Here is a 23,668-nt window from a genome sequence, read left to right as displayed (position 1 = left end):
CGCATGGCGGCTATGAGGTCAGCTAATCCGGCAGTCCGGTAAAGCTACCATTGCGACCCAAATCGCCCAAAACGGACAACCTCTGATCAATACCGGCGGATCAGACCTACCAGCTTGCCCTGTACGCGCACGCGGTCGGGACCGAAGATGCGCGTTTCGTAAGCGGGATTTGCCGCTTCAAGCGCAATCGACGCACCCTTACGGCGGAAGCGCTTCAAGGTCGCTTCTTCATCATCGACCAGAGCCACGACAATCTCGCCCGGATTGGCCATGTCACCGCGCTTGATAATCACCGTGTCGCCGTCGAAAATTCCGGCATCGATCATCGAGTCACCTTTGACCTCGAGCGCATAATGTTCGCCTGCGCCGATCATTTCCGGCGGAAGGCTGAGCGAATGCGTCTGGTTCTGAATGGCGGAGATCGGCACACCGGCAGCAATGCGCCCCATGACAGGCACCGACACCGTCGTGGAAACATCGTCATTGATCGCCACAGGGGCGGGGCGCAATGGCTGCGCGGGCACCGACGGCGCCTTGCCCAGACTGCCTTCAATGACGCTTGGTGCGAATTTCTTCTGCGCGTTCAGCCCCGGTGCAATCGAATCCGGTAGCCGCAGCACCTCAAGGGCACGCGCTCGGTTCGGCAGTCTGCGAATAAAACCGCGTTCCTCCAGAGCGGTGATCAGCCGATGGATGCCCGACTTGGAAGCAAGATCGAGCGCCTCCTTCATTTCGTCAAAAGATGGCGGAATGCCCGTTTCTTTCAGACGGTCATGAATGAACAGCAGAAGCTCGTGCTGCTTACGGGTCAACATGCGCGACACCCTCCGGCCAGATAAGAATCGAGAAAAACAAAACCAGAACGAACACTATATGTTCCAGTCTTGTTCTGCAATGGTTTTAAAATGATTAACGGGCGCGCGCCTTGTTGCGGTTCTGTTCACGGAAGGGTGTGAGGCGGGGCTCGGGGTTTGATGAAGCGGTTTGTTTTCAAACAATTACGTTTGTTACTTCGTGTTCATTCGAGGTTGTGAAAGCGTGGCTTTTCTCGCCTGTCAGCGCAACATCAGAACACGACACGGTGTGCCCGCATCGGCCGCCGGGGCATTTTCATCACGAATAAGGAGTGCGTTGGAGCCGACGAGTGCTGTCAGCATGGACGAGTCCTGTACTGGAAACGGTGTCGCCAGCAGTGTTCCATCGCTTTGTGATTCGACCGTTGCGCGCACAAAATCGCGGCGATGGTCATTGGCAGGCATCGCCTGACCGAGTTTCGCGGGGCGGATATCCGCCGTCAAATCGGTGCCTGCAAGTTTCACGATAAGCGGGCGGAGAAAGACGAGGCTGCAAACAAGGCTTGAAACCGGATTGCCTGGCAGGCCGATCACGTGAACGGTTTTGCCATTGACGGTCTTGCGCCCATACATCAGCGGCTTTCCGGGGCGCATGGCGATTTTCCAGAAATCCAGCTCCACGCCGCAATTGCGTAATGCGCCATGGACGTAATCGCGGTCACCGACCGAGGCGCCGCCGATAGTCACCAGCACATCAATGCCGCTGTCGAGAGCGGAGGTGATTGCCGCTTCGATCTGAGCCGGATCGTCCGGAATGATTCCCATATCTTCAGGCTTGCCGCCGGCGCGGCGCACGATTTCGGAAATGCCGACACTGTTCGAAGCGACAATCTGGTCCGGGCCGGGCGTGGCTCCCGGCGGCACAAGTTCGTCGCCGGTGGCCAAAATAGAAATGCGAGGTTTGCGAAACACATCAAGCGTTGGATTACCGCTGGCCGCAGCCAGTGACAAAGCGGGTGCGTCCAGTTCGCGACCAACGGACAGAACGGTCTTGCCCGGCGCAAAATCGAGACCAGCCCGGCGGATATGACGCCCCGTGGCTATGCCTTCGAGTATGGTTAGCTGATCGCCGGATCGCTCGGTATGTTCCTGGATGACAATCGTATCGGCAACTTCCGGCATCGGTGCGCCAGTAAAAATACGCACAGCCTGTCCGGGGAGGAGTGAACCGTCGAAGCGCTTGCCAGCAGCGGATTCGCCGATAACCTTCAGTTGAAGCGGATAGGTGGTATCTGCTGGCGCAATCAAAGCATAGCCGTCCATGGCTGAGCAGTCGAAAGGCGGTTGCAGGAAATGCGCCTCAACGGCGCGGGCAACAACGCGCCCGCCCGCTTCGTTCAACGCAACGGTTTCGAGGCCCTGCGGTTCTGCGGAGGAGAGTATACGCGCCAGAGCATCTTCGACCGGGAGAAGGGACATCGTATTTCCTCTCGAACTCAAACTTGCCGGAACGTTTCAGGCTTTCCAGTCGCCGGACTTGCCACCGCTTTTTTCAACGACACGAATATTGCCGATTTCCATATGGCGATCGACAGCCTTGGCCATGTCATAGATCGTCAGGCACGTTACGGATACGGCTGTCAGAGCTTCCATTTCCACGCCGGTGCGGCCCTTGAGCTTTGCGAATGCGCGAACGCGCAAGCCGGGCAGTGCATGGTCCGGTACAATATCCACCGCCACCTTGGTCAACATCAGCGGGTGGCAAAGCGGAATGAGGTCGGCGGTCTTTTTCGCGGCCATGATGCCCGCAAGACGCGCGGTTCCGATCACATCGCCCTTGGCTGCGTCGCCCGCCAATATGAGCGCCAGCGTTTCCGGTTTCATGGTCACGCTGCCTTCGGCGACGGCCTGACGCTCGGTCTCGTCCTTGGAGCCGACATCCACCATATTGGCGGCGCCGGTCTGGTCGAGATGGGTGAGCCTGGCCGCGTCCGAGGTCATGACATTACGCCTTGCCGGTCAGAAGCTCGCGCGTGGCGGCGGCCACATCGTCCTTGCGCATCAGGCTTTCGCCGATGAGGAACGTGCCGATGCCGGATTTTTCCAGTCGCAGGCAATCGTCATGGGTGAAGATGCCGCTTTCGCCAACCAGCAGGCGGTCGGCAGGAGCCATTGTCGACAGCCGTTCCGAAACGGTCAGGCTGACTTCGAATGTACGCAGGTTGCGATTGTTGACGCCCAGAAGGCGCGAGGAAAGCTTGAGCGCGCGTTCCATTTCGGCTTCGTCGTGCACTTCGATGAGCGCATCCATGCCGAGTTCGAAGGCGGTTTCTTCCAGCGCCCTGGCCAGATCGTCATCGACGCTCGCGAGAATGATCAGGATGCAATCCGCACCCCAGCTGCGCGCCTCATAGACCTGATAGGTGTCGAACAGGAAATCCTTGCGCAGGGCAGGCAGGTTGCACGCGGCGCGCGCTGCCATCAGGAATTCCGGCGCGCCCTGAAAGGACGGCGTATCGGTCAGAACCGAAAGGCAGGCAGCGCCGCCATCTTCATAGGCCTTTGCCAATGCTGGCGGATCGAAATCCGGACGGATCAAACCTTTGGAAGGGCTAGCCTTCTTGATTTCCGCGATCAGGGCGAATTTATCGGCTGCGCGCTTGGCTTCGAGCGCCTTGAGAAAGCCGCGTGGTGCGGCCTGATCCTGTGCGCGGGCCTTCAGGTCTTCAACCGTATGACGCGCCTTGGCAGCCGCGATTTCCTCGCGCTTGTAGAACTCGATCTTACGGAGAATGTCGGTGGACATGGTGCGCTTCCTCTCGTCAGACTGTCTTGTCGTTGGAGACAGCGATTACCTTTTGCAGAACGGCCAAAGCCGCGCCGCTGTCGATGGAATGGGCAGCCTGTGCTATGCCATCCTTCAAATCCGTGGCCGTACCCGCGATCACGAGGGCGGCAGCCGAGTTGAGCAGAACAATGTCGCGATAAGCGTTCTTCGCGCCTTCCAGAACGGCGAGCAGAGCCTTGGCATTCTCGGCAGCGTCGCCGCCTTTCAGTTCTTCCGGCTTGCAACGGCGCAAACCGACGTCTTCAGGCGTAATCTCGAATGTGCGGACGGTGCCGTTTTCCAGCGCCGCGACCTGGGTCGTGCCAGCGGTGGTCATCTCATCCAGACCGTCGCCATAGACGACCCAAACGGCTTCCATGCCGAGTTCATTCAGCACATGCGCCAGAGGCTCAACCCATTGTGCCGCGAAAACGCCCAGGAGCTGACGCTTCACGCTGGCCGGATTAGCGAGCGGACCCAGTATGTTGAAGATCGTGCGGGTTCCAAGCTCGACCCTGGAAGGGCCGACATGGCGCATGGCGGAATGGTGCATCGGCGCGAACATGAAGCCGAGACCGGCTTCCCGGGCACTGCGGCCAATGGTTTCCGCGTCGGCTTCAATATTGACGCCCAGTGCTGCAAGCGTGTCTGCCGCGCCTGAGCGGGACGACAGGGCACGGTTGCCGTGCTTGGCGACGGGAACGCCAGCGCCCGCCACGACAAAGGCCGAGCAGGACGAAACATTATAGGAACCGGACTGATCGCCGCCGGTGCCGACAATGTCGATGGCGTTTGAAGGGGCGACGACCGGCAGCATGCGTGACCGCATGGAAGCGACCGCGCCGACGATTTCCGGCACGGTTTCGCCACGCACGCGCAAAGCCATCAGAAAACCGCCGATCTGCGAAGGCGTTGCCTGACCGGACATCATGATATCGAACGCGGCCTTGGAATCCTCCTGAGACAGTGGTTCGCCGGAGGCCGCTTTCGCGATGTATGGTTTCAGATCAGCCATTGTCTTTCTGCCGTTTGTTTCTGTGAATTCTCGCGTTCGGCTGCTCAGAAGAACCTAGAATGCGAGAGCATTATTGATGACAGTCTGGTTGATCTTCACCGGATACTGCTTCTGCAATTCGCCAACCATCTGTTCCAGCACATCGTCGGAAAGGGCGGTTGCGAGATAGTTGCGCTGCTGTTCAGGAATGGTGTCCGGACCAGCACTTGCAGGCTCGGTCACTTCCGTCACCTTGAAGAGAATCTGCGCGTCGTCGGAAGGCGCTGCCGCCGTGCCGGTGAAGCCGTCCGGGCCGCGGAAAATCTGCGCTGCCGCAGCCGAGCCGATATCGGCATCGTTCGTGGAGCGGGTGATGCCGCGCTTGGTCTGCTTTTCAAGGCCAAGTTCCGAAGCAATCGCATCGAGCGTCGCGCCGCCATCGAGGCGCTTCTTCAGGTCTTCCAGACGCTGATTGAGACGCTTGACGGCTTCCTCACCCTTCCATGCCGCCACAACCTTGTCCTTGACTTCATCAAGGGTGCGGTCGCGGGCAGGGGTGACGCCATCGATCTGATACCAGAGATAGCCGACATTGCCCATGGTCAGCGCGTCATTGTCAAAGCCCTGTTCGGCCTGGAAAGCTGCGGCCAGAAGCGCCTGTCCGTTCGGAAGCTCAACCGGCTTGCCGGACGGGTCGTTGCCTTCGGCGTCGACCGCATCGACGGTGACGGTCTTGAGGCTCAGGCTCTTGGCGACATCGGCCATCGATGCGCCATCGGAGCGCTGCTGCTCATAGGAATCATGAATGCCGCTGATGCTGCTCGCCGCAATGTTGTTGGCGAGCGTCGTGCGGATTTCGGCTTCGACTTCCGAGAGTGGCTTGACATGCGCCGGGTCGATCTTGGTAACGCGCAGAATGACCGGGCCGAAACCGCCCTTGACGACAGGGCTTACGCCGTTTTCAGCGAGTGCAAAGGCTGCATCGGCGATGGTCTGGTCAGGAATAGCGCTTTTCTCGAAGGTGCCGAGTTTGAGATCGTCTTCGGTCTTGCCCTGTTCCTTGCCTATGTCGAGGAAGCTGGCGCCAGCGGCAATCTTTTCCTGCGCGGCGTTGGCCGCAGCTTCGTCGGCAAAGCTCAGCTGTTCGATGGTACGCTGTTCGACAGTGCCGTAGCGCGACTTGTTCTTTTCGTAATATTCGTTGATTTCGTCCTGCGTCACCGCAGAAGGGTCTGCAATGTCTGCTGGCTCCAGCTTGACATAGGTGACCTTGCGGTATTCGGGCGCCTTGTACTCATCCTTCTGCGCATCGAAATAGGTCTTGAGGACCTCATCCGACGGGGCAGGGATCGCGTCTGCTTTTTCCACAGGAATGGTGATGTAGTCCGCGCTGCGGCTTTCGCCCTGATAAAGCGCCAGAGCTTTCAGCATGACGTCGGGCATCTTGATGCCGTCGGTCGCCGCTTCGACCATCTGCTGGCGACGGGCAACCTTGGCGCGATTATCAAGATAATCCTGCGCGCGAATGCCGGACTGGCGCAAAACCGCATCGAACTGCGCGCGGTTGAAGTTACCGCTGGCGTCCTGGAACGCCGGATCTTCCGCCGTCAGGCGGGCAATGCCGTCCTTCGAAAGACCAAGCTGCATGTTGCGCGCGCCTTCGTCGAGAACCACACCGGCTGCAAGCTGCGCCAGAACCTGATTTTCAACGCCGATCGATTTTGCCTGTTCGCGCGTCAGACGCTGGCGGAACTGCTGCGACAGGCGCATCACCTGCTGTTCATAAGCGAAGCGGTAGTCAGTCGCGCTGACTTCGGAGTCTCCCGCGGTCAGCGCGGCATTGCCGGTCATGCCACCGCGGAAAACATCCGCAATACCCCAGACGCCGAAGCTCAGGACGAGCACACCAAGTAGAAGCTTGGAGATCCAGGAGCGAGAGGCAGAGCGCAGGCTGTCGAGCATGGGAAACCCTTCGATTATGAAATAAGCTCGGCTTTGGTTGATTTGAGCCAGTCATTGAATTGATCCGTTCAGGGGATAACCCCAAGCAAGCCCCATATGCAAGGTCTCATTGAGGCTCTGCAACCAAGAACATTTGCATTGCGACACGAATATGCTTAGTCAGTGGCAAAATTCGGCGCGGTCATGCGTTATTCGCAGGAGGCGCCTGCCGTTTAGAGCGTCGATCCGAATGAATCGGATCGACGCTCTGAATGTTCAGTTCGACGCATAATCTTATCGATCCTCGTTTCACTCCGGTCGGATTATGCTCTTGAAAGGCGAGGAGAACACAATGACTCCGGGTATCCGTCCGTTGGTCGCTGGCAACTGGAAGATGAATGGTACGGGAGAATCTCTCACCGAACTGCGCGCGATTGCAGCCGGTCTGAGCTCCGATTTCGGTAGAAAATTGGATGCAGTGATCTGCGTACCGGCCACGCTGCTTTCACGCGCTGCCGAAACGCTCTCTGGCGAAACGACGGTCGGCCTTGGCGGGCAGGACAGCCATTTCAAGACTTCCGGCGCGCATACCGGCGATATTTCGGCTGAAATGCTGAAAGAAGCAGGCGCAAGCCACGTCATCATCGGCCATTCCGAGCGCCGCACCGATCACCACGAAACCAACGATACGGTGAAGGCAAAGACCGAAGCCGCCTGGGCCGCTGGTCTTGTTGCCATCGTTTGCGTGGGTGAAACGGCTGATGAGCGTCAGGCAGAACGCACGCTGGACGTCATCGGCTCGCAGCTTGCGGGCTCCCTGCCGGATGGTGTGAATGCAGAAAACACCATCATCGCCTATGAGCCTGTCTGGGCCATTGGAACGGGTCTGACACCGACGGTGCAGGACGTTCGCGCGGCGCACGCCTTCATGCGTGAGCAGCTGACCGAGCGCTTTGGAGCCAAGGGCGCGCATCTGCGTCTTCTCTATGGCGGTTCGGTCAAGCCGTCCAACTCCACCGAACTGCTCGGCATCGCCGATGTCGATGGTGCGCTTGTTGGTGGTGCGAGCTTGAAGGCGACAGACTTCCTCGCCATATGCGAGACCTATCGCAACCTTTGAGCGGCGCCTTGCCTCGCCATGCTCTAACTTGGGCGGCAGGGCTTGGATTATCACGCAATAGCGTGTAAAGAGCCGCATCTATTCTATCGTGCAGTCTGGACATGGTCATGTGATGTGTCCTGGAACTGCTTTAGTTCAGGGACGTAAAGACCGTTACCCATGCAAACCGTACTCATTGTCATTCATTTGTTGATCGTGCTGGCGCTTGTCGGCGTTGTGCTTATCCAGCGCTCTGAAGGCGGCGGCCTTGGCATTGGCGGCGGTTCTGGCTTCATGACGGCGCGGGGTGCCGCCAATGCGCTCACCCGTACGACTGCCATTCTGGCTATCGGCTTTTTCGCGACGTCGCTGGTTCTCGGCATCATGGCGCGTTATGGCGAACGCCCGACCGATATTCTGAACCGTATCCCGGCAGCATCCGGCAGTCAGACGGCTCCGGCAGGCGGCAACGGCGCTGGTGGTGGCATCCTCAATCAGCTCGGCGGCGAGTCTTCGCGCACCGACACGAATGGGACCGCACCTGCTGCACCGGGCGCCGCTCCGACCGGAACGACTGCACCGCAGGCGCCGGCGACGCCGGAAGCTCCGGCCAATCCGGTTCCAAGCTCACAGTAAAAAGAGCTTTCCATTCAAGTGATTGTGAAACCGGCCCAATGGGCCGGTTTTCTTTTTGTTAACCACCGAATTGCAAAGTGTTGCAAGCAGGCAATAGGCTTTCACGAATCGCATTGCACAACTGTTGCAACGAATTGAGTCGTTCCTGCGTTTACAGTAAGGAAAGCGAAAGCTTGGCCGTAAAGTTGCGGCAGCTATTTTCCGCTTGTGCTTGGATTTCGGGAACTGATCATGTTTTCACGTCGTATTCTTATGGCTGGCATTGCGAGCCTTTGCGTTGGAGTTTCCGCGCCGGCTTTTGCCGCATCGCCGGTCAGTGCTGAAGCGCAGCTGAACGAAGCCGCTGCCGCTAACGTGCAAAAGGTTGCGCTTTCGAGCGACGCCAAGGCCAATCCGGACAAGCCGAAGAAGAAGAAAAAGAGCGCTTCCAACGGCAATGCCGGTGTGAAGGCCAACAAGTACAATATCGATCCCAAGTTCCGCGCGCAGGAAGTTGCCTTTACGGGCTACAAGCCGGGCACGATCGTGATCGATCCGAAGCAGCGCTTCCTCTATCTGGTTGAAACCTCGACCACGGCGCGCCGCTATGGCATCGCAGTGGGCAAGCAGGGTCTGGAATTCAAGGGGTCTGCGACCGTCAATGCCAAGCGCGAATGGCCACGCTGGATCCCGACCAAAGAAATGGTCGAGCGTGATCCCGGCCATTATGGTCGCTTCAAGAACGGCATGGATGGCGGTCCGGGCAACCCGCTCGGTTCGCGCGCCATGTATCTGTTCCAGGGCAACAAGGACACCTATATCCGTATTCACGGTACGGTTCAGCCATGGACCATCGGCAGTTCCGCTTCGAACGGCTGCTTCCGCATGATCAATGAAGATGTGATGGATCTCTACGAGCGCGTCGGTCTCGGCACCGAAGTCATCGTTCTTTGATCACAAATGACGATCTGAAAATGGCCGGGCTTTCGGGCCCGGCTTTTCTTTTGGCCGATTTTACGAATGCGTGAAGCTAAGCTGTGGATTGCGGGCTTCGGCATGGAAAAGTCGGGCAGGGGCCGTTAAGACGGTTCCATGTATTCGTCCGGAGATCATGCTTCCGTCATCTTCAGACGTATAGCGTTCGCATTCGTGCAATAGGGTTTCAGGGGTGCGTGTCACTCACCAAACGGTCCGTTTTGGGGTGACGTGTCTGTGTTCAACAACGATTACCGCATCGCTTCGGTGAAAAATCACTCCGAAGCGCATTTTTTTGTGGCGGAATCAATTAAGAAAGTCTAACGAGATAAGCCCATGGCGCGATATGTTTTCATCACTGGCGGCGTGGTTTCTTCCCTTGGAAAAGGCATAGCTGCTGCAGCACTGGCTGCACTCCTTCAGGCACGCGGTTACCGCGTGCGTATCCGTAAACTCGACCCTTATCTGAACGTCGATCCCGGCACGATGTCGCCTTACCAGCATGGTGAGGTGTTCGTCACTGACGATGGTGCCGAAACTGACCTCGATCTCGGTCATTACGAGCGGTTCACCGGTCGTCCTGCCAATAAGCAGGACAATATCACCACCGGTCGCATCTACCGTAACATCATCGAAAAGGAACGCCGCGGCGACTATCTCGGCGCGACGGTTCAGGTCATTCCGCACGTCACCGACGAGATCAAGAATTTTGTTCTCGAAGGCAACGAGGATTACGATTTTGTTCTGTGCGAAATTGGCGGCACTGTTGGCGACATTGAAGCCATGCCGTTCCTTGAGGCGATCCGTCAGCTTGGCAATGAATTGCCGCGCGGCGCAGCCGTTTACATCCATCTGACGCTGATGCCGTATATTCCCGCGGCGGGCGAGCTCAAGACCAAGCCGACGCAGCATTCGGTCAAGGAACTACGTTCCATCGGTATTGCGCCGGATATTCTTCTGGTGCGTGCGGATCGCGAAATTCCGGAATCCGAACGCCGCAAGCTGTCGCTGTTCTGTAACGTGCGTGAAAGCGCCGTTATTCAGGCGCTCGACGTGGCAACGATCTACGATGTGCCGATTGCCTATCACAAGGAAGGCCTGGATTCGGAAGTTCTTTCGGCTTTCGGTATCGACCCGGCTCCGAAACCGCGCATGGATCGCTGGGAAGAAGTTTCCCATCGTCTGCACAATCCGGAAGGCGAAGTCACCATCGCAATCGTCGGCAAATATACGGGTCTGAAGGACGCGTATAAGTCGCTGATCGAAGCGCTCTATCACGGTGGTCTCGCCAACAAGGTTAAGGTCAATCTCGACTGGATTGAAGCGGAAGTCTTCGAAAGCGAAGATCCGGCTCCGCATCTGGAAAAGGTGCACGGCATTCTGGTGCCGGGCGGCTTTGGCGAGCGCGGCGCAGAGGGCAAGATTCTTGCGGCGAAGTTCGCTCGTGAGCGGAAGGTTCCGTATTTCGGCATTTGCTTTGGCATGCAGATGGCCTGCATCGAGGCAGCGCGTAATCTGGTTGGCATCGAAAACGCGTCTTCGACCGAGTTCGGCCCGACCAAGGAACCGGTTGTCGGTCTGATGACTGAATGGCTCAAGGGCAACATGCTCGAGAAGCGCGCGGCAGCGGGCGATCTCGGTGGCACGATGCGTCTCGGTGCTTACGAGGCGGCGCTTGCGCCGGGCTCGAAGATTGCGGAAATCTACGGTTCGACCGATATTTCCGAGCGTCACCGCCATCGTTACGAAGTCAATATCGACTATAAGAACCGTCTCGAAGAAGCCGGTCTGAATTTCGCAGGCATGTCGCCGGATGGCGTTCTGCCGGAAACGGTCGAATATCCTGACCATCCATGGTTCATCGGCGTACAGTACCATCCGGAACTGAAGTCGCGTCCGTTCGAACCGCATCCGCTTTTCGCTTCGTTCATCGAAGCGGCAATCGAACAAAGCCGTCTGGTTTGATGAATGAATAATGATCTTGCGCGCAATGCTCGTTCGGTCGACCATCTGGTTCTGCCGGTTGCTCAACTGAATGAGGCGCGCAAGAGGCTTTCCCTTCTGGGCTTCACCGTAGCCCCCGATGCCCAGCATCCATTCGGCACCGCCAATGTGTGCAGCTTTTTTGCTGACGACACCTATTTGGAAATGCTGGCAGTCGACCGCGAGCCGCTTTATGTGGCTGCCGCCCGTCGCTCGAACAGTTTCATTCTCCGCGATCAGGCCTACCGCTTCCGTAACGGGCAGGATGGCTTTTCAGGCATAGCCTTCAAAACGGACGATGCACGCGCCGATCACGCCGCGTTCAAACGGCGCGGTGTTGCCGGTGGCCGCATGGTCGAGTTTTCACGTGCGTTCGTGAGCAAGGAAGGCAAGCGCGAAATTGCGAGTTTCCGCCTTGCTTTTGCGGCGGATCTGCGCGCGCCCGATGCGTTTTTCTTCACCTGCCAGCGTCTGGCTTATCCCAAGACGGATCGTTCGCATCTGATTGCGCATGAAAATGGCGTCAGCGGATTGCGCAAAATCCTGATCTGCGAGGATAATCCGGCGGCATTTTCGGAATTGCTGCAAGGCGTGTTTCATGCGCCAGCGCGCAAGCAGAACGGTGGTTCTCTGGAAATCACCGCAGGCAATGCCGATATAGATATCCTTCCTTCCAAACAGTTTGAACAAAGCTTTGGATGGTTGCCAGAGCTTCATGGCCGTGGCTTGCGGCTTGCAGGGCTGGTTTTCACGGTTGCTTCGCTTTTGACAATCGAGCAGCTTCTTGACCGCAACGGTGTCACGTTTCTGAAAAGAGATGGCCGTATCATCGTTTCTCCGGCTAAAGGCCAGGGTACGTTGTTCGTATTTGAAGGTGTTGAGTAAATGACGACCGCCAATTCCTCCGTCAAAGTCGGTAATGTTACCTTCTCCAACAGCGCGCGCTTCGCGCTGATCGCTGGCCCATGCCAGATGGAAACGCGGGACCATGCCTTCGACATGGCGGGACGCCTGAAGGAAATCACCGACAAGCTGGGTATCGGTCTGGTCTACAAGTCGAGTTTCGACAAGGCCAATCGCACGTCGCTGAAGGCAGAGCGCGGTATCGGTCTCGAAAAGGCGCTGGAAGTCTTTACCGATCTGAAAAAGGAATTCGGCTTTCCGGTTCTGACCGATATCCACACCGAAGAACAATGCGCCGCAGTCGCACCCGTCGTCGATGTGCTTCAGATTCCGGCCTTCCTCTGCCGCCAGACCGATCTGCTGATCGCCGCCGCGAAGACTGGCCGGGTGGTCAATGTCAAGAAGGGCCAGTTTCTGGCACCCTGGGACATGAAGAATGTTCTGGCCAAGATCACCGAAAGCGGCAACCCGAATGTGCTTGCAACCGAGCGCGGCGTGTCCTTCGGCTATAATACGCTGGTTTCGGATATGCGCGCGCTGCCGATCATGGCCGGCCTTGGCGCGCCGGTGGTTTTCGACGCGACCCATTCGGTGCAGCAACCGGGCGGGCAGGGCGGTTCGTCGGGCGGACAGCGCGAATTTGTGGAAACACTGGCGCGCGCAGCGGTGGCTGTCGGCGTGGCCGGTCTTTTCATTGAAACCCATCAGGACCCCGACAATGCGCCGTCGGACGGACCCAATATGGTGCCGATCGACAAGATGCCTGCACTGCTGGAAAAGCTTGTGGCGTTCGACAGGATTTCCAAGGGTCTATAAAACACAGAGCGAATTGTGAAAGGCGGGGGATTTTCCTCCGCCTTTTGTTTCGCTAAGGATGTGCCCACATCGGATTTGTTCAGCAGCTCTGCATATAAGCGGAGCGATCTATAGGGAAGGACTGGCTCCTATGACTGCAATTATCGACATCGTCGGCCGCGAAATTCTTGACAGCCGCGGCAACCCGACCGTCGAAGTGGACGTAGTGCTTGAAGATGGCTCTTTTGGCCGTGCCGCTGTTCCATCCGGCGCATCGACCGGCGCCCATGAAGCCGTTGAGCTTCGCGATGGCGGCAGCCGCTATCTCGGCAAGGGCGTGGAAAAGGCCGTTGAAGCGGTGAATGGCAAGATTTTCGACGCCATTGCAGGCCTCGATGCCGAAAGCCAGCTGCTCATCGACCAGACTCTGATTGACCTCGACGGCTCTGCCAACAAGGGCAATCTTGGCGCCAATGCTATTCTCGGCGTGTCGCTGGCCGTTGCCAAGGCTGCCGCTCAGGCAACTGGCCTGCCGCTTTATCGCTATGTCGGCGGCGCGAATGCGCATGTTCTGCCCGTGCCGATGATGAACATCATCAATGGCGGCGCACATGCCGACAATCCAATCGACTTTCAGGAATTCATGATTCTGCCGGTTGGCGCATCGTCAATCCGTGAAGCCGTGCGTTATGGCTCGGAAGTTTTCCACACGCTGAAGAAGCGCCTCAAGGACGCTGGCCACAACACCAATGTCGGTGATGAAGGCGGTTTTGCTCCTAATCTCAAGAGCGCGCAGGCCGCCCTCGATTTCGTGATGGAATCGATCGAAAAGGCCGGATTCAAGCCGGGTGAAGATATCGCTATCGGCCTCGATTGCGCATCGACCGAATTCTTCAAGGACGGCAATTACGTCTATGAAGGCGAGCGCAAGACCCGTGATCCAAAGGCGCAGGCCAAGTATCTGGCCAAGCTCGTCGCTGATTATCCAATCGTCAGCATTGAAGACGGCATGGCCGAAGACGACTGGGAAGGCTGGAAGTACCTGACCGACCTCGTTGGCAACAAGTGCCAGCTGGTTGGCGACGATCTGTTCGTCACCAATTCGGCCCGTCTGCGCGATGGCATCCGCATGGGCGTCGCCAATTCGATCCTCGTGAAGGTCAACCAGATCGGTTCCCTGTCGGAAACGCTCGATGCCGTCGAAACCGCACACAAGGCCGGTTACACCGCCGTCATGTCGCACCGTTCGGGCGAAACCGAAGATTCGACCATTGCCGATCTGGCAGTTGCCACGAATTGCGGTCAGATCAAGACCGGCTCGCTGGCCCGTTCGGACCGTACGGCGAAGTACAACCAGCTTATCCGCATTGAAGAAGAACTCGGCAAGCAGGCCCGCTATGCAGGCCGCAGCGCGCTGAAGTTCCTATAATCGGAACGCAAAGGCTTTTGATGAAAGGCGGGCTCTGTGCCCGCCTTTTTCGTTGTCTTTGAGAACCATACCGCCATCTTGGCCAGCCCCGCTTTTGACTCCGCCCATATATATTGATATCAATGTTATTGTTCTGCCATGCGCTGGCCCTGAATGGGGAGCAATATGGCGGACATGGAGCGGCTCAATCCCGTATTGACCCGAGCCGTAAGGGGGGAATCGAAAGGGAGAGAGAAAATGGCTTATATTGAAGGCTTCGTCGTTGCGGTTCCAAAAGCGAACAAGGAAATCTATCGCAAACATGCCGCGACTGCTGCCGAACTGTTCAAGGAGTTTGGCGTTACGCGCATGGTTGAGGCATGGGGTGACGATGTGCCCGATGGCAAGGTGACCGACTTCCGCCGAGCCGTGCAGGCAACCGACGATGAGGAGGTGGTTTTCTCCTGGTTCGAATATCCCGACAAGGCCACCCGCGATGCGGCCAATCAGAAAATGATGAGCGATCCGCGCATGGCGGCGATGGGCAGCGAGATGCCCTTTGACGGCAAGCGGATGATCATGGGCGGGTTCTCAACGATTCTCGATGTGTGATCGTCTGAACGGTCGATAATGAACAGATCGGCAATCAAGAATTGATCCTGGTTGCCGATTTCCCCCTCTGCGAGTGAATTACTCACAAGAGGTCACCGTCTTTTGATTATCTGAACTGTTTCACAAAAATAGGGTTAATCCTTCCCTGACATATGGCTGCGGTAAAGCTCTGTTAAGCAAAATAATGCTTGATGGTGGAATTCGGATTGGCGGCTACAGCTTGAGATTCGCTGCCGTCAAAAACATCCGGGAAGGAAGCCGCAATGTGGACCAAGCAGAAACGTAAATCGATCCGTGGGCGCTTTATTCTGCCTATTCTGACGGCTGCGTTTCTCAGCTATTTCGGCTTCCACGCCTATCATGGCGAATTTGGTCTATACGCCCGTATCCAGCTCGAAGAGCAAAAAGCGAACCTCACCAAGCAGCTCGAAAAAATCAGCGGCGAGCGTTCCGCGCTCGAAAAGCGCGTCGCGCTTTTGCGTGATGGTTCCATCGAAAAGGATATGCTTGACGAGCAGGCGCGCAGGGCGCTTAATCTCTCCCATCCCGATGAAGTGACAATTATTACCTCTCGGGAAGATAGGTCGAATTAACTGAATTCCGGTTAATTGTCTTTTTGTGATATGTTTTTAAGGGCTTGGCAGCATAGCAGCTATGCTCTGGGTGCATATTGTATCTTGTAATATGCGCGTATAACGTCACAATATAACGACAATCTAAGGGAGCGAGATATGGCACCGAGGGCTAAAAAGACGCCTGCTGGCAAAACGCAGACGTCTTCTGTTACTACCCCCAAGGCACCTGCGCCTATAAATTTCACCAAGGAGCAGGAGCTGCACGCCTATCGCGAGATGCTGATGATCCGGCGTTTCGAAGAAAAAGCCGGCCAGCTTTATGGCATGGGCTTCATTGGTGGCTTCTGCCATCTTTATATCGGACAGGAAGCTGTCGTCGTTGGTATGCAGACCGCGCTGAAGGAAGGTGACCAGATCATCACTTCCTATCGCGATCACGGTCATATGCTGGCAACGGGCATGGAAGCGCGCGGCGTCATGGCCGAGCTGACCGGACGCCGTGGAGGCTACTCCAAGGGCAAGGGCGGCTCCATGCATATGTTCTCCAAGGAAAAGGGCTTCTTCGGCGGTCACGGTATCGTCGGCGCTCAGGTTCCGCTGGGCACCGGTCTTGCCTTTGCGAACAAGTATCGTGGCAATGACAATCTGTCGGTCACCTATTTCGGCGATGGCGCTGCCAATCAGGGCCAGGTTTATGAAAGCTTCAACATGGCCTCGCTGTGGAAGCTTCCGGTGATCTACGTCATCGAAAACAACCGTTACGCCATGGGCACCTCGGTATCGCGTTCTTCCGCTGAGACCGATTTCTCCAAGCGCGGTGTTTCGTTCAATCTTCCGGGCATCAAGGTTGACGGCATGGACGTTCGCGCCGTTGCCGCTGCCGCCAAGTTCGCTGCCGATTGGGCGCGTTCCGGCAAGGGTCCGTTGATTCTCGAAATGGAAACCTATCGCTATCGCGGTCACTCCATGTCCGATCCTGCGAAATATCGCTCGAAGGACGAAGTGCAAAAGATGCGTTCCGAGCATGATCCGATCGAACAGGTCAAACAGCGCCTGATCGACAAGGGCTGGGCAACCGAAGAAGAGCTGAAGGAAATCGACAAGGAAGTCCGCGACATCGTCGCTGATTCGGCCGATTTCGCTCAAAACGATCCGGAGCCGGATGTTTCCGAGCTCTATACGGATATTCTGCTCTAATTCGGGAAAGGTGTTGTCATGCCCGTAGAAATTCTCATGCCCGCCCTTTCTCCGACCATGGAAGAAGGCACGCTTTCCAAGTGGGTGAAAAAGGAAGGCGACAAGGTTACGTCCGGCGATGTGATTGCCGAGATCGAAACCGACAAGGCGACGATGGAAGTCGAAGCCGTCGATGAAGGCGTTATCGGCAAGATCCTCATCGCTGAAGGCACAGAAGGCGTGAAGGTCAATACGCCGATTGCCGTGTTGCTCGGCGACGGCGAAAGCGCTTCCGATATCGGTTCGGCCCCGGCTGCCAAGGCTGAAGCCCCGAAGCAGGAAGCCAAGAAAGAAGTAAAGGAAGCGCCGAAGGCTGAGGACAAGCCCGCCGCAAGCGTTCCGGCTGCTCCGAAGGTTGAAGTCGCTTCCGATCCGGATATTCCGGCAGGCACGGAAATGGTTTCGATGACCGTGCGTGAAGCGCTGCGCGATGCCATGGCCGAAGAAATGCGCCGCGACGAAAACGTCTTCATCATGGGTGAAGAAGTTGCCGAATATCAGGGCGCTTACAAGATCACGCAGGGTCTTCTCGATGAGTTCGGCGCGCGCCGCGTCGTCGATACGCCGATCACCGAGCATGGTTTTGCCGGTGTGGGCGTCGGTGCCGCAATGGCCGGTTTGAAGCCGATTGTCGAATTCATGACCTTCAACTTCGCCATGCAGGCAATCGACCAGATCGTCAATTCGGCTGCAAAGACGCTCTACATGTCGGGCGGTCAGATGGGTGCACCGATGGTGTTCCGTGGTCCTTCGGGCGCGGCTGCCCGCGTTGCCGCCCAGCACTCGCAGTGCTACGCCGCATGGTACAGCCACATTCCGGGCCTCAAGGTCGTCATGCCTTACACGGCTGCCGACGCCAAGGGCTTGCTCAAGGCTGCCATCCGCGATCCGAACCCGGTCATTTTCCTCGAAAACGAAATTCTCTACGGTCATCATTTCGAAGTGCCGAAGCTGGATGATTTCGTTCTGCCGATTGGTAAGGCCCGCATTCACAAGCAGGGCAAGGACGCGACGCTGGTTTCGTTCGGCATCGGCATGACCTATGCGGTCAAGGCTGCGGAAGAACTGGCTGCACAGGGCATCGACGTTGAAGTCATCGATCTGCGCACCATTCGCCCGATGGACATTCCGACTGTCGTGGAATCGGTCAAGAAGACCGGTCGCCTCGTAACGGTGGAAGAAGGCTTCCCGCAGTCGTCGGTTGGCACGGAAATCGCCACCCGCGTGATGCAGCAGGCTTTCGACTACCTGGATGCGCCGATCCTGACCATTGCGGGCAAGGACGTTCCGATGCCTTATGCCGCAAATCTCGAAAAGTTGGCGCTGCCGAATGTGGCCGAAGTCGTGGAAGCGGTGAAAGCCGTGACCTACACCGCTTAACGAAAGGGTCTGGACATGCCGATCAATATCACCATGCCAGCGCTTTCTCCCACGATGGAAGAAGGCAACCTGTCGAAATGGCTGGTCAAGGAAGGCGACAAGGTTTCCTCCGGCGATGTGATTGCCGAGATCGAAACCGACAAGGCCACGATGGAAGTCGAGGCCGTCGATGAGGGTACGGTTGCCAAGCTGGTCGTTCCGGCTGGCACCGAAGGCGTCAAGGTCAATGCGCTGATCGCAATTCTCGCCGCTGACGGCGAAGATATCGCGGAAGCAGCAAAGGGCGGCGGCGCTGCCGCTCCCAAGGCAGAAGCAAAAGCCGAGGCTCCGAAGGAAGAGCCGAAGGTTGAAGCCAAGATGGAAGCCGCGCCCGCCGCTGCTCCTGCTCCTGCTCCTGCTCCTGCTCCGGCACCTGCCGCTCCCGCACAGGCAAAGGGCGAACGTGTTTTCGCTTCTCCGCTTGCTCGCCGTATTGCCAAGGACGCCGGCGTCGATATCGCCGCCGTGAAGGGCACTGGTCCGCATGGCCGTGTCGTTCAGCGCGATGTGGAATCCGCGATCCAGTCCGGCGGCGCGAAAGCTGCTGCTGCACCGCAGGCTGCTGCGGCTGCTCCAGCGCCTAAGCCGATGTCGGACGATGCCGTTCTCAAGCTGTTCGAGGAAGGTTCTTACGAGATTGTGCCGCATGACGGCATGCGCAAGACCATTGCTCGCCGTCTGGTGGAATCGAAGCAGACCGTTCCGCATTTCTATCTGACGATCGATTGCGAACTCGATGCGCTTCTGGCGCTTCGCTCGCAGATCAACGCGGCTTCGCCGATGATCAAGACTGAGAAGGGTGAGGTTCCGGCCTACAAGCTCTCTGTCAACGATATGGTCATCAAGGCAACGGCTCTGGCGCTGCGTGATATCCCGGAAGCTAATGTTTCTTGGACCGATGGCGGCATGATCAAGCACAAGCGTTCGGATGTCGGCGTTGCCGTTTCCATTCCGGGCGGCCTGATCACGCCAATCGTTCGCAATGCGGAAAGCAAGACGCTCTCCACCATCTCCAACGAGATGAAGGATTTGGCCAAGCGCGCGCGTGATCGCAAGCTGAAGCCGGAGGAATATCAGGGCGGTTCGACCTCCGTGTCCAATCTGGGCATGTTCGGCGTCAAGGATTTTGCAGCCATCATCAACCCGCCGCATGCGACCATTTTCGCAATCGGCGCCGGTGAAGAGCGCGTCGTGGTGAAGAAGGGCGAGATGAAAGTGGCGACGGTCATGTCGGTCACGCTTTCTACCGATCACCGCGCGGTGGACGGCGCACTTGCTGCCGAACTCGCGCAGGCCTTCAAGCGCCACATCGAAAACCCGATGGGCATGCTGGTCTGATGGAACTGACGCCGCGCTTGTCTTTGTAGATCATGCAGGGACAAGCGCGGCCTTTCCGCATTCAGGAATAAGGGCAAGAATTATGGCCGACATTTACGACGTTATTGTTATCGGATCTGGCCCCGGCGGCTATGTGACGGCAATCCGTGCGGCACAGCTGGGTCTCAAGACCGCTATTGTCGAGCGCGAGCATCTGGGTGGTATCTGCCTCAACTGGGGCTGCATTCCCACCAAGGCACTGCTGCGTTCGGCGGAAATCCTGCATTTCGGCGAACACGCCAAGGATTACGGTCTGAAACTCGAAGGCACCATCACGCCGGACGTGAAAGCCGTCGTGCAGCGTTCGCGCGGCGTTTCGGCCCGTCTTAATGGCGGCGTCGCCTTCCTCATGAAGAAGAACAAGATCGACGTGATCTGGGGCGAAGCCAAGCTCGTCAAAGGCGCTTCTGGCTCCAATCCTGCTGAAATCACGGTCGGCAAGACGTCGAAGCAGCCGATGCAGCCGCAGAACCCGGTGCCGAAGGGCGTGCTGGGCGAGGGCAGCTACAAGGCCAAGCACATCATCGTGGCCACCGGTGCGCGTCCGCGTGCACTGCCTGGCATCGAGCCGGACGGCAAGCTGATCTGGACCTATTTCGAAGCCATGGTGCCGCAGGACCTGCCAAAGTCGATGCTGGTCATGGGTTCGGGCGCTATCGGCATCGAATTCGCGTCGTTCTATCACGACATGGGCGTCGATGTGACGGTTGTGGAAGTGATGCCGCAGATCATGCCGGTGGAAGATGCGGAAATTTCCGCCATCGCTCGCAAGCAGCTTGAAAAGCGCGGCCTCAAGATCATCACCGACGCCAAGGTGGCGAAAGTGGAGAAGGGCGCCAACAACGTCACTGCTTCCATCGAAACCAAGGACGGTAAGGTGCAGAAGCTGACGGTCGACCGGATGATTTCGGCGGTTGGCGTTCAGGGCAATATCGAGAATCTCGGCCTTGAAGCGCTCGGCGTGAAGACGGATCGTGGCTGCATCGTCATCGACGGCTATGGCAAGACCAATGTCGAAGGCATTTACGCTATCGGCGATGTTGCCGGTCCGCCGATGCTGGCGCACAAGGCCGAACATGAAGGCACGATCTGCGTTGAAAAGATCGCAGGCCTTCCGAATGTCCATTCGCTCGACAAGGGCAAGATCCCGGGCTGCACCTATTGCAATCCGCAGGTCGCTTCGGTTGGTCTGACGGAAGCCAAGGCCAAGGAACAGGGTTTCGACATTCGTGTCGGTCGCTATTCCTTCACGGCCAACGGCAAGGCGATTGCTCTGGGTGAAGATCAGGGTCTGGTCAAGACGATCTTCGACAAGAAGACCGGTCAGCTTCTGGGCGCACATATGGTTGGCGCGGAAGTCACCGAGCTTATCCAGGGTTTCGTGATTGCCATGAACCTTGAGACCACCGAAGAAGAGCTGATGCATTCGGTCTTCCCGCATCCGACCCTTTCGGAGATGATGAAGGAAAGCGTACTCGACGCTTATGGACGTGTGCTGAACGCTTAAAGCAATAGGAGACGCCTATTCCGCTGATCGAAAATGGAGGGCCATGGCGGCGCGCCGCCTGGCCGATCATAAAATGGTGTACCGTCATCGGTCTGGCGCTCGGATTTGTAGCCGGCGTCTTGAGTCTGCTTGGCGGGAACACCATATCGGTCAACGGAATGGCGCTCTTGGGCTGGTATGGTGTCTGGACGCTGACTTTGGCGCTTGGCTTTGGCGGTCTGGTCTTCGGGCTCATCTGGGCTCTGGTTTTCAGGGCGCTCGGGCTGGCTGCGCGGCGATGAGTAGCAAATGGTCCAAGTTGACAGGTCTGTGGTCAGGGCTTAGGACCGGAGCGAATTAAGGAGCGTTCCACTTTTCTTTTGGAACATGCTCCGGATAGGCAGGAAACAGCATGGTTACAGTTCTCAATACGGTCAACCAGAGCGGACGTCTGCGGCACCCGGAAAAGGCGCACCGCCCGGACAATGAAGTCCTGAAAAAGCCCGACTGGATTCGCGTCAAAGCTCCGGTCTCGCGCGGCTATAGCGAAACGCGCGAAATCGTGCGTTCCAACAAGCTCGTGACCGTCTGTGAAGAAGCTGGCTGCCCGAATATCGGCGAGTGCTGGGAAAAGAAGCACGCCACGTTCATGATCATGGGCGAAATCTGCACACGCGCCTGCGCATTCTGCAATGTTTCGACCGGCATCCCGACGCCGCTCGATCCCAACGAGCCGGAAAATGTCGCCAAGGCCGTCAAGCAGATGGGCCTGACCCATGTGGTCATTACCTCGGTGGATCGCGACGATCTGGCAGACGGCGGTGCGCAGCATTTCGCCGATGTCATTCGCGCCATTCGCGCTGCAACGCCTGCGACCACCATCGAAATTCTGACGCCGGACTTCCTGCGCAAGGAAGGCGCGTTGGAAATCGTGGTCAAGGCGCGTCCCGACGTGTTCAACCACAATCTGGAAACCGTGCCGTCGCGTTATCTGAAGGTTCGCCCCGGCGCACGCTATTTCCATTCGATCCGCCTGTTGCAGCGCGTCAAGGAACTCGATCCGACCATCTTCACCAAGTCCGGCATCATGGTCGGTCTCGGCGAAGAGCGGAATGAAATCCTGCAGCTGATGGACGATCTTCGTTCGGCGGATGTGGATTTCATGACCATCGGCCAGTATCTGCAGCCGACCCGCAAGCACCATCCGGTCATCCGTTTCGTGACGCCGGACGAATTCAAGTCGTTCGAAACCATCGGCAAAACAAAGGGCTTCCTGCTCGTCGCCTCCAGCCCGCTGACGCGTTCTTCGCATCACGCTGGCGACGATTTTGCAAAGCTCAAGGCCGCCCGCGAAGCGCAGATTGCCAACCGGTCATAAGTAGACATGCCGCAGTTTACGACCGTCAGACGGGTGCATCACCGGGCCGATCAGATGTTCGCACTCGTGGCGGATGTCGAGAAATACCCGGAATTTCTGCCCATGTGCGAAGCCTTGTCGATCCGCTCCCGCAAGGAGCGCGACGGCAAGGCTTTGCTGATAGCTGACATGACGGTCGGCTACAAGCTCATCCGCGAGACCTTCACCAGTCAGGTGCTGCTGAAGCCGGAAGAGAACGTCATCGACGTCAAATATCTCGACGGCCCGTTTCGCTATCTCGATAATCGCTGGACGTTCAAACCTGCCGAGGATGCGGCCTATTGCGATGTTGAGTTCTTCATCGACTACGAATTCAAGAGCCGCACACTCGGCTTGCTGATGGGGACGATGTTCGATCTGGCCTTCAAGAAATTCTCGGAAGCTTTCGAAAAACGCGCCGACCAGATTTACGGCCTATAATCAAACAGCTTTTTACTGTGCCGTATAACCGCCATCGACCATTAGCGAAGACCCGGTGATGAATGAGGACTCGTCGCTGGCGAGGAAGAGCACAGCGCTTGCCACTTCCTCGGCCCGGCCAAGGCGACCCATCGGGTGCAGTGCAACCAGAGCGTCCTTCTTGTCGTCGGGAATATCTTTCAGAAGTGGCGTGTCGATATAGCCGGGGCAGACGGCATTTACGCGGATATTCTGCGTACCATAATCGATAGCCAGTGTCTGGGTCAGCAGTTTCACGCCGCCTTTTGCCGCGGCATAGGCGGTCACGCCAGACTTGCCGGCATGGCTGTGGATCGAGCCGCAATTGACGACGACACCGCCGCCTTGCGACCGCATCTGGTCGATTGCGTATTTATCACAGAGATAAACGCCGGTCAGATTGATATCGATGGTCTTCTGCCACGCGCTTTCGTCAAGTTCGTCGATTGGTCCGTCCGCAGCAATACCGGCGTTGGCGAACATGATGTCGAGACGACCGTAATTTTCCACTGTTCGGGCGATAAGCTCCTGAACAGCTTTGGTTTTTGTCACGTCTGTCTTGATGAAAATGGCCTGCTGGTGTTCACCGGCAAGTTCATCGGCAAGTTGCTGGCCGTGGTCGGCATAATCGGCAATGACGACATTGGCGCCTTCGCGCACAAAAGCCCGGACCGTCGCTTCCCCAATACCACTTGCCCCGCCCGTAACAACGGCCACTTTGCCTTTGAACCGCATTGCCTATGCTCCTCATCTTAAACTGATAAGTAGAGGATA

At 57.4% G+C, this 23,668-nt stretch carries 23 protein-coding genes; 16 read left to right on the top strand and 7 right to left on the bottom strand.

Annotated features, from left to right (window positions below):
• Window positions 1–86: 86 nt before the first annotated feature.
• The 6 genes from lexA to FIC94_RS12075 all read right to left on the bottom strand — a co-directional run bounded on the left by lexA (window position 87) and on the right by FIC94_RS12075 (window position 6,577).
• A complete protein-coding gene (gene lexA, locus FIC94_RS12100; RefSeq protein ID WP_140025040.1) occupies window positions 87–815 on the bottom strand; it encodes a transcriptional repressor LexA in 729 nt (242 codons plus the stop codon).
• Window positions 816–1,055: 240 nt separating this feature from the next.
• A complete protein-coding gene (locus tag FIC94_RS12095) occupies window positions 1,056–2,273 on the bottom strand; it encodes a molybdopterin molybdotransferase MoeA (RefSeq protein WP_140025039.1) in 1,218 nt (405 codons plus the stop codon).
• A 36-nt stretch (window positions 2,274–2,309) separates the two neighbouring features.
• Window positions 2,310–2,795 carry a cyclic pyranopterin monophosphate synthase MoaC gene (gene moaC, locus FIC94_RS12090; RefSeq protein WP_140025038.1) on the bottom strand — a complete coding sequence of 162 codons (486 nt, stop codon included), beginning with the start codon at window positions 2,793–2,795 and terminating at the stop codon, window positions 2,310–2,312.
• Window positions 2,796–2,799: 4 nt separating this feature from the next.
• The gene (gene trpC / locus FIC94_RS12085) at window positions 2,800–3,600 is read right to left on the bottom strand and encodes an indole-3-glycerol phosphate synthase TrpC (RefSeq protein WP_140025037.1); all 801 of its coding nucleotides are present in this window, start codon (window positions 3,598–3,600) and stop codon (window positions 2,800–2,802) included.
• A 16-nt stretch (window positions 3,601–3,616) separates the two neighbouring features.
• A complete protein-coding gene (trpD, locus tag FIC94_RS12080; protein WP_109369157.1) occupies window positions 3,617–4,636 on the bottom strand; it encodes an anthranilate phosphoribosyltransferase in 1,020 nt (339 codons plus the stop codon).
• 54 nt (window positions 4,637–4,690) lie between these two features.
• Window positions 4,691–6,577, bottom strand: coding sequence for a peptidyl-prolyl cis-trans isomerase (locus tag FIC94_RS12075; RefSeq protein ID WP_140025036.1), 1,887 nt, complete (start codon window positions 6,575–6,577; stop codon window positions 4,691–4,693).
• A gap of 331 nt (window positions 6,578–6,908) precedes the next feature.
• Between FIC94_RS12075 and tpiA the strand changes: the two genes are divergently transcribed.
• From tpiA to FIC94_RS12000, 16 genes are all read left to right on the top strand, one after another.
• Entirely contained in the window at window positions 6,909–7,676 is a 768-nt protein-coding gene (gene tpiA / locus FIC94_RS12070) for a triose-phosphate isomerase (RefSeq protein ID WP_140025035.1), read from the top strand.
• A gap of 159 nt (window positions 7,677–7,835) precedes the next feature.
• A complete protein-coding gene (gene secG / locus FIC94_RS12065) occupies window positions 7,836–8,291 on the top strand; it encodes a preprotein translocase subunit SecG (RefSeq protein ID WP_109369154.1) in 456 nt (151 codons plus the stop codon).
• Window positions 8,292–8,522: 231 nt separating this feature from the next.
• A complete protein-coding gene (locus FIC94_RS12060) occupies window positions 8,523–9,224 on the top strand; it encodes a L,D-transpeptidase (protein WP_109369153.1) in 702 nt (233 codons plus the stop codon).
• Window positions 9,225–9,581: 357 nt separating this feature from the next.
• Complete coding sequence (pyrG, locus tag FIC94_RS12055) at window positions 9,582–11,210, top strand: CTP synthase (protein ID WP_109369152.1); 1,629 nt, start codon at window positions 9,582–9,584, stop codon at window positions 11,208–11,210.
• Window positions 11,211–11,213: 3 nt separating this feature from the next.
• A complete protein-coding gene (locus FIC94_RS12050; RefSeq protein ID WP_140025034.1) occupies window positions 11,214–12,113 on the top strand; it encodes a VOC family protein in 900 nt (299 codons plus the stop codon).
• Entirely contained in the window at window positions 12,114–12,947 is an 834-nt protein-coding gene (gene kdsA, locus FIC94_RS12045) for a 3-deoxy-8-phosphooctulonate synthase (protein WP_140025033.1), read from the top strand.
• 130 nt (window positions 12,948–13,077) lie between these two features.
• On the top strand, window positions 13,078–14,355 hold the full coding sequence (eno, locus tag FIC94_RS12040) for a phosphopyruvate hydratase (RefSeq protein ID WP_109369149.1): 1,278 nt from the start codon (window positions 13,078–13,080) through the stop codon (window positions 14,353–14,355).
• Between the two features lie 237 nt (window positions 14,356–14,592).
• On the top strand, window positions 14,593–14,946 hold the full coding sequence (locus tag FIC94_RS12035; protein ID WP_078340401.1) for a DUF1428 domain-containing protein: 354 nt from the start codon (window positions 14,593–14,595) through the stop codon (window positions 14,944–14,946).
• Window positions 14,947–15,209: 263 nt separating this feature from the next.
• Entirely contained in the window at window positions 15,210–15,539 is a 330-nt protein-coding gene (locus tag FIC94_RS12030; RefSeq protein ID WP_121536242.1) for an FtsB family cell division protein, read from the top strand.
• Between the two features lie 138 nt (window positions 15,540–15,677).
• Entirely contained in the window at window positions 15,678–16,718 is a 1,041-nt protein-coding gene (gene pdhA / locus FIC94_RS12025) for a pyruvate dehydrogenase (acetyl-transferring) E1 component subunit alpha (RefSeq protein ID WP_121536240.1), read from the top strand.
• Between the two features lie 18 nt (window positions 16,719–16,736).
• A complete protein-coding gene (locus FIC94_RS12020; RefSeq protein WP_140025032.1) occupies window positions 16,737–18,137 on the top strand; it encodes a pyruvate dehydrogenase complex E1 component subunit beta in 1,401 nt (466 codons plus the stop codon).
• 15 nt (window positions 18,138–18,152) lie between these two features.
• Window positions 18,153–19,514, top strand: a complete 1,362-nt coding sequence (locus FIC94_RS12015; protein ID WP_140025031.1) for a pyruvate dehydrogenase complex dihydrolipoamide acetyltransferase — start codon at window positions 18,153–18,155, stop codon at window positions 19,512–19,514.
• A gap of 82 nt (window positions 19,515–19,596) precedes the next feature.
• Window positions 19,597–21,060, top strand: a complete 1,464-nt coding sequence (gene lpdA, locus FIC94_RS12010) for a dihydrolipoyl dehydrogenase (RefSeq protein ID WP_140025030.1) — start codon at window positions 19,597–19,599, stop codon at window positions 21,058–21,060.
• Between the two features lie 119 nt (window positions 21,061–21,179).
• Window positions 21,180–21,341 carry a hypothetical protein gene (locus FIC94_RS22445; RefSeq protein WP_167836034.1) on the top strand — a complete coding sequence of 54 codons (162 nt, stop codon included), beginning with the start codon at window positions 21,180–21,182 and terminating at the stop codon, window positions 21,339–21,341.
• A gap of 110 nt (window positions 21,342–21,451) precedes the next feature.
• Window positions 21,452–22,417, top strand: a complete 966-nt coding sequence (gene lipA, locus FIC94_RS12005; RefSeq protein ID WP_140025029.1) for a lipoyl synthase — start codon at window positions 21,452–21,454, stop codon at window positions 22,415–22,417.
• 6 nt (window positions 22,418–22,423) lie between these two features.
• Window positions 22,424–22,876, top strand: coding sequence for a type II toxin-antitoxin system RatA family toxin (locus tag FIC94_RS12000; protein WP_140025028.1), 453 nt, complete (start codon window positions 22,424–22,426; stop codon window positions 22,874–22,876).
• 12 nt (window positions 22,877–22,888) lie between these two features.
• Here the strand turns inward: FIC94_RS12000 and FIC94_RS11995 are convergent, their stop codons facing one another.
• On the bottom strand, window positions 22,889–23,629 hold the full coding sequence (locus tag FIC94_RS11995; RefSeq protein ID WP_140025027.1) for an SDR family NAD(P)-dependent oxidoreductase: 741 nt from the start codon (window positions 23,627–23,629) through the stop codon (window positions 22,889–22,891).
• Between the last annotated feature and the right edge of the window lie 39 nt (window positions 23,630–23,668).

This window comes from Ochrobactrum teleogrylli (genome assembly GCF_006376685.1).
GTDB lineage: Bacteria > Pseudomonadota > Alphaproteobacteria > Rhizobiales > Rhizobiaceae > Brucella > Brucella teleogrylli.
The sequence above is the reverse complement of the archived record's forward strand: the minus strand, read 5'-3'. Positions and strand labels throughout refer to the sequence as shown.

Bases quoted from the DNA above. Each gene is read 5' to 3' on its own strand.
- lexA (WP_140025040.1), bottom strand. From the start codon at position 815: ATGTTGACCCGTAAGCAGCACGAGCTTCTGCTGTTCATTCATGACCGT.
- FIC94_RS12095 (WP_140025039.1), bottom strand. From the start codon at position 2,273: ATGTCCCTTCTCCCGGTCGAAGATGCTCTGGCGCGTATACTCTCCTCC.
- moaC (WP_140025038.1), bottom strand. From the start codon at position 2,795: ATGACCTCGGACGCGGCCAGGCTCACCCATCTCGACCAGACCGGCGCC.
- trpC (WP_140025037.1), bottom strand. From the start codon at position 3,600: ATGTCCACCGACATTCTCCGTAAGATCGAGTTCTACAAGCGCGAGGAA.
- trpD (WP_109369157.1), bottom strand. From the start codon at position 4,636: ATGGCTGATCTGAAACCATACATCGCGAAAGCGGCCTCCGGCGAACCA.
- FIC94_RS12075 (WP_140025036.1), bottom strand. From the start codon at position 6,577: ATGCTCGACAGCCTGCGCTCTGCCTCTCGCTCCTGGATCTCCAAGCTT.
- tpiA (WP_140025035.1), top strand. From the start codon at position 6,909: ATGACTCCGGGTATCCGTCCGTTGGTCGCTGGCAACTGGAAGATGAAT.
- secG (WP_109369154.1), top strand. From the start codon at position 7,836: ATGCAAACCGTACTCATTGTCATTCATTTGTTGATCGTGCTGGCGCTT.
- FIC94_RS12060 (WP_109369153.1), top strand. From the start codon at position 8,523: ATGTTTTCACGTCGTATTCTTATGGCTGGCATTGCGAGCCTTTGCGTT.
- pyrG (WP_109369152.1), top strand. From the start codon at position 9,582: ATGGCGCGATATGTTTTCATCACTGGCGGCGTGGTTTCTTCCCTTGGA.
- FIC94_RS12050 (WP_140025034.1), top strand. From the start codon at position 11,214: ATGAATAATGATCTTGCGCGCAATGCTCGTTCGGTCGACCATCTGGTT.
- kdsA (WP_140025033.1), top strand. From the start codon at position 12,114: ATGACGACCGCCAATTCCTCCGTCAAAGTCGGTAATGTTACCTTCTCC.
- eno (WP_109369149.1), top strand. From the start codon at position 13,078: ATGACTGCAATTATCGACATCGTCGGCCGCGAAATTCTTGACAGCCGC.
- FIC94_RS12035 (WP_078340401.1), top strand. From the start codon at position 14,593: ATGGCTTATATTGAAGGCTTCGTCGTTGCGGTTCCAAAAGCGAACAAG.
- FIC94_RS12030 (WP_121536242.1), top strand. From the start codon at position 15,210: ATGTGGACCAAGCAGAAACGTAAATCGATCCGTGGGCGCTTTATTCTG.
- pdhA (WP_121536240.1), top strand. From the start codon at position 15,678: ATGGCACCGAGGGCTAAAAAGACGCCTGCTGGCAAAACGCAGACGTCT.
- FIC94_RS12020 (WP_140025032.1), top strand. From the start codon at position 16,737: ATGCCCGTAGAAATTCTCATGCCCGCCCTTTCTCCGACCATGGAAGAA.
- FIC94_RS12015 (WP_140025031.1), top strand. From the start codon at position 18,153: ATGCCGATCAATATCACCATGCCAGCGCTTTCTCCCACGATGGAAGAA.
- lpdA (WP_140025030.1), top strand. From the start codon at position 19,597: ATGGCCGACATTTACGACGTTATTGTTATCGGATCTGGCCCCGGCGGC.
- lipA (WP_140025029.1), top strand. From the start codon at position 21,452: ATGGTTACAGTTCTCAATACGGTCAACCAGAGCGGACGTCTGCGGCAC.
- FIC94_RS12000 (WP_140025028.1), top strand. From the start codon at position 22,424: ATGCCGCAGTTTACGACCGTCAGACGGGTGCATCACCGGGCCGATCAG.
- FIC94_RS11995 (WP_140025027.1), bottom strand. From the start codon at position 23,629: ATGCGGTTCAAAGGCAAAGTGGCCGTTGTTACGGGCGGGGCAAGTGGT.